At 65.3% G+C, this 3,671-nt stretch carries 6 protein-coding genes and 1 tRNA gene; 4 read left to right on the top strand and 3 right to left on the bottom strand.

Features of this window, described 5'->3' with window-relative positions; translation table 11 throughout:
• A partial coding sequence (locus HUW62_RS46205; RefSeq protein WP_255204022.1) for an Imm52 family immunity protein occupies positions 1-172 on the top strand: 172 nt, incomplete at its 5' end.
• A 207-nt stretch (positions 173-379) separates the two neighbouring features.
• Positions 380-465 (top strand) — tRNA-Leu (locus HUW62_RS46200).
• A gap of 241 nt (positions 466-706) precedes the next feature.
• Here HUW62_RS46200 and HUW62_RS46195 read toward each other — a convergent pair.
• Positions 707-1,066, bottom strand: a complete 360-nt coding sequence (locus HUW62_RS46195; RefSeq protein WP_163862701.1) for a helix-turn-helix transcriptional regulator — start codon at positions 1,064-1,066, stop codon at positions 707-709.
• Positions 1,067-1,199: 133 nt separating this feature from the next.
• Positions 1,200-1,451: a helix-turn-helix domain-containing protein gene (locus HUW62_RS46190; RefSeq protein ID WP_255204020.1), complete on the bottom strand. Its 252-nt coding sequence runs from the start codon at positions 1,449-1,451 to the stop codon at positions 1,200-1,202.
• Between the two features lie 273 nt (positions 1,452-1,724).
• On the opposite strand from HUW62_RS46190, the gene HUW62_RS46185 reads away from it, so the two are divergent.
• Positions 1,725-2,000 carry a hypothetical protein gene (locus tag HUW62_RS46185; RefSeq protein WP_368670649.1) on the top strand — a complete coding sequence of 92 codons (276 nt, stop codon included), beginning with the start codon at positions 1,725-1,727 and terminating at the stop codon, positions 1,998-2,000.
• A 297-nt stretch (positions 2,001-2,297) separates the two neighbouring features.
• A complete protein-coding gene (locus HUW62_RS46180; protein ID WP_368670650.1) occupies positions 2,298-3,575 on the top strand; it encodes a hypothetical protein in 1,278 nt (425 codons plus the stop codon).
• Here HUW62_RS46180 and HUW62_RS46175 read toward each other — a convergent pair.
• The coding region (locus HUW62_RS46175) for an IS3 family transposase (RefSeq protein ID WP_147449029.1) at positions 3,576-3,671 on the bottom strand (96 nt) is incomplete at its 5' end. It lies immediately after the preceding gene.

The raw sequence follows: 3,671 nt of genomic DNA, 5'->3' as shown, positions 1-3,671 counted from the left end.
CCCCCTCCCCGCCCCGGCGCGCATTGAGCTGGTAGAGGACAAGGGCACCCTCGTCATCCTCACTCCCGAGCGCTTCACGGCCAGCAATCCGGAGCACGTTGCGCTGGCCGAGCGGGTGCGAGAGCTGCTGGACCGAGCCGGGCTCTTGAAGCCGCTCCTGTCCCAGACGTAGGGGCAAGGGGGAGAGAAGCGGAAGGCTTGGTCCCTTCGTAGGGAGAGCGCTAACACCAATGCGCTTGGGCGCCGGTCACGTGTAGGATAGCGTGCGGCGGTAGCAGCCGGGGGACCGGCAGGAGGGGTCGTAGGAGGCAGCTTTCGTTCCTACTATCTCCCTACCGGCGAGGGCCAATGGGGGCCAGTAAGAGCCTGAAACTGCTGGGCACGAGTGGCGGAACAGGCAGACGCAGCGGACTTAAAATCCGCTGACCCGCAAGGGTCGTCCGGGTTCGATTCCCGGCTCGTGCACTTCTAACTGGCTGGAATCGGTGAGGAAACCCTTCCGGTTCTGGCCATGTGCCCCGCACGCGCCCTCGGGCGCCGCGCCAACACACGAACAGCATCCTTCTTCACGTCTGGGCAATGCCTTACAGGTTCATGACGAATAGCCCCTGAAAGAAGCAGCCACACCCACACCGAACGAAGAGTGAGAACGCGCGGCGGAGCATCGCCGCGAACGACGCGGGCCCACGTGAGGGCCCGCGCCACTTCAGCGCAACAACACCTGGGCCACCTTCACGAGGGCATCGAGCTGTTCTTCATCCATCTTGCGCGCGAGGCCGGTGAGCTGGCGCAGCTTGGGCGCCCCACCCCGTCCACGCGCCCCCTTGCTCGGCTTCGCCCCTTCCTCTCCATCCGTGAGGCCCAACAGCTCGTCCGAGGAGCGTCGCAACACGGAGCACATCCGCAGCAGGGTCTGGACGCTGGGCAGCATCTTCCCGCGCTCCAGCCGGCTGTAGACCATGTGCGCCAGGCCCAGCTTCTCGGCCACCTCCGCCTGCGTGAGCCCGAGCTGCCCCCGGGACTCTCGAGCGGCACTTCCAATACGGATCGCCAGTTCTTCGTTCATGCGTCGGGGTACCAGGAACACCGAGAGCCAAGGTCTGGCGCGGGCAGGAGCGCCAACGCTTCGCGGACGCTTCTTCCTGCCGCATCTCGGTGGCCATGTCGATGCACGAGCAACACCGCGCCTCGCGGTGCCCCTATTGGACGGTCCTGCTGGGGGAAGGCACCTCCGGGGGCTTGCCGCCCAGGAGGAAGGCAACGGGGATACGGAGGACACCGCACAGGCTCACCAGCGTGGGGAGGGTGGGCAGCAGCTTCCCGCGCTCCAGGCGGCTGAGGACCAGCGTCGGCACCTGGATGGCCTCGGCCACCTGCTCTTGCGACAGGCCCGCTCGATGCCGGGCGGAGCGGACCTGGGTTCCAATCCTCTGGGCGAGATTCTCGTTCATGGGGAGACCTGGGGAAGGGGGAGGATGCCGCGTGAACGGCCATCCGAGCATGTTACCCATCAGATTCAACGATAATATACCTTTTAGGTCCAACCCCCCTTCACGCGACTTCGCGGGTGGAACCCATACGAGTTCCCTTGCGGGTTGAGGACATGACCAGGAACACCGCCCCTACACACCCCGCCCGAGGCGAGGCGGATAGAACCCTCCCCTGCATCCCAGCGTGCTTCCGGGCTGTGGGCCAGAAAGGAGAACCCCTCGGCTCGTGAGGTCGTGCTCAAGGTGCTCGGTGCGGCTCGGGGGCTGAGCGACGTGCACCGGGCGAAGGTGGTGCATCGGGACCTGAAGGAAAGCAACGTCGTCGTACGGGCCTCGGACGGAGAGGCGGTCGTCGTGGACTTCGGCGCGGGCGGGTATGAGAGCGCCCCCAGCATCACCGGAGGGTGCTTCAACCGGGAACCTCGGCGTACTGCGTGCCGGAGGCCTGGCGCTTCCTGCAGGAGTACGATGGACGAGCGTAGCCACTCCCCACCAGCCCGGTCCCTCTGACGGCCTGTATGCTCTGGGCCTCGTGGTCGAAGCGGAAGCGACGCCATAGACTGCACTGGGGCCGTTCACCCACAATCTGTGGGGACCGGGTGGCTTGCGCACAATCACGCTCTCCGGCGTGCCGTTCCAGCAAGCACACCGCCAGCTCCACGCGCTCGGCTCACCAAATCAACCCAGAGCGTCTGTCTGCTATAGCTGGCATTGCTCGATTTCGTATCGACGATGGGCTCCACTGAAAGGAGACCAGCGAGAGGAGGGCGCCGCATGCGGTCACGAGGGTCACTGCCCTTGCTGCTCGTGCTGCTGGCCGGCTGCAGGAGCACCACGAAGTCCGTGCGTCTTCACACAGACCAGGGCGAGCCCATCGTGCTCACTCCACGCGGCGACGATGCCGCACCAGTGGAGCTGGACGAGGACGACTTCGTTGAAGCCCTGGAAACACTGGCCCGTAGTGTTCGGCCTTCCACGCGTCCCCAGGAAACGGCTCGGCGGCTGTTCGAGATGGATTCGCGCAGTGGGTCGTACCTGTACGAGACACGTAGCCACCGTGTCGTCCCGCTGGGACCAGGCGAACATCTAGAGGGAGAACCCACCACGATAGAGGTGGGGTTGACGCGCGCCTATCTGCGCTGGTGTGAGCGCACGAACAAGCCCGGAGATTGCCTGCGTCTCCTGGTGGAGAGTCCCACTGTCTCCGGGGATGGCCGCTACGCATTGGCCATGGCCCTGGCCCAGGGCGCCGTAGTGGACGAAATGATGGACGGCTTCAAGGACATGGCCAACCCGCAGGCCATGATGTCGGCGGTTCTCTGGACGTGGACCACCTACTGTATCTTGCTCGCGGTGCCCGAGCCCTTCTCGAAGGGTGCCGCGGCCGTGATGACGGCCTCGCTCATTGCCTACGTGGGGATCGATACGTTCTGGAGCCTTGTCATGGGCTTCAAGCGGCTGGTGGAGGAGGCAGGGCAAGCCACCTCGTTCGACGAACTACGCGAGGCCGGAGAGCGCTACGGCGAGGTCATGGGCCGCAACGCGGCGCGAGCGTTCGTTCTGTTGGCCACGGTCGCTATTGGGAACACGGCGGCTGGGATGGGGTCGAAGGTGCCCATGCTCCCCGGTGCCGCGCAGGCGGCGGTGCAGGCCGAAGCGCACATGGGCATCCGTCTCGCCGCGGTCGCGGACGTGGGCACGGTGGCCGTGAACGCGGAGACCATTACCATCGCTCTCGCGCCCGGCGCGCTGGCCATGGCAGCCAGAGGCACAAGCAGCAGCGGTACCGCCGCGAAAGCTCGCCCTCCTGGTTACAGGGCCTGGGGCTCGTTCAGTGGCTTCAAGAAGGCCCTGGGCCCAGCAGGCCCAGGGAAGGAATGGCACCACGTCGTCGAACAGACCCCGGGCAACGTGAAGCGCTTCGGCCCCCAGTCTCTCCACAACACCGAGAACGTCATCCCGCTGGACACGAAACTGCACACCGACGTCAGCGCCTTTTATTCGTCGGTTCGACGCGATATCACAGGCTCTCCGTTGACCGTTCGGCAATGGTTTGGGCGTGATCCGGTTCGGTGGACAGGTTGACTACGCCGCTGCTCTTTCGAACTCAGCCGGCGCAGCGTAGCCGATTGCCGAGTGCATGCGTTGCTGGTTGTAGAAGACCTCGATGTAGTCGAACAG

This window comes from Myxococcus sp. AM011, from assembly GCF_013372595.1.
Lineage (GTDB): Bacteria > Myxococcota > Myxococcia > Myxococcales > Myxococcaceae > Myxococcus > Myxococcus eversor.
Note: the sequence above shows the minus strand (reverse complement) of the source record. Positions and strands in the feature narration are given on the sequence as shown.

Coding starts and splice junctions, on each gene's coding strand:
- HUW62_RS46195 (WP_163862701.1), bottom strand. CDS start 1,066: ATGAACGAAGAACTGGCGATCCGTATTGGAAGTGCCGCTCGAGAGTCC.
- HUW62_RS46190 (WP_255204020.1), bottom strand. CDS start 1,451: ATGAACGAGAATCTCGCCCAGAGGATTGGAACCCAGGTCCGCTCCGCC.